This window comes from Clostridium sp. AF37-5 (assembly GCF_003477605.1).
Lineage (GTDB): Bacteria > Bacillota > Clostridia > Lachnospirales > Lachnospiraceae > Eubacterium_F.
Genome location: NZ_QUDR01000062.1, coordinates 1 through 358 on the forward strand (window position 1 = coordinate 1; position 358 = coordinate 358).

Consider the following 358-nt stretch of genomic DNA (forward strand, 5'->3'; position numbering starts at 1 on the left):
CTGCCCAGTTCCCCAGAATATAATTCTTTGCGGATTCTACTGCCTTTGCTTTTGTTTCACTCTCTGTTACATGCAGAATCTTATCAAATGCTTCTTCTACCACCCATTTCCGCTTTCCGTTAATAGCTCTGTATATTTCACTTCTCGCATCCTGTGCGGAATCTTTCAAGTGGCTTGTTGCTGATATGATATATTTATGCATGTGAAAACGGTCCAAAACAAAACGTGCCTTGGCATGCATTCCTGCTCCCGTTCTAATCCAATCCGCTCCGTCTCCGTTTATATATATTTTCTCCAGCACTTCCTCGTCATAGCTCTCTGTAATAAAATCAAACACTTCCTGCCATAGTTCTTTCGT

General features: G+C 41.6%; 1 protein-coding gene. It reads right to left on the reverse strand.

Annotation, left to right across the window (positions count from 1 at the left end; all coding sequences use genetic code 11):
* Positions 1 to 358, reverse strand: a 358-nt coding sequence (locus DW019_RS14810) for a UPF0236 family protein (protein WP_207663946.1), incomplete at both ends; no start/stop codon positions are given.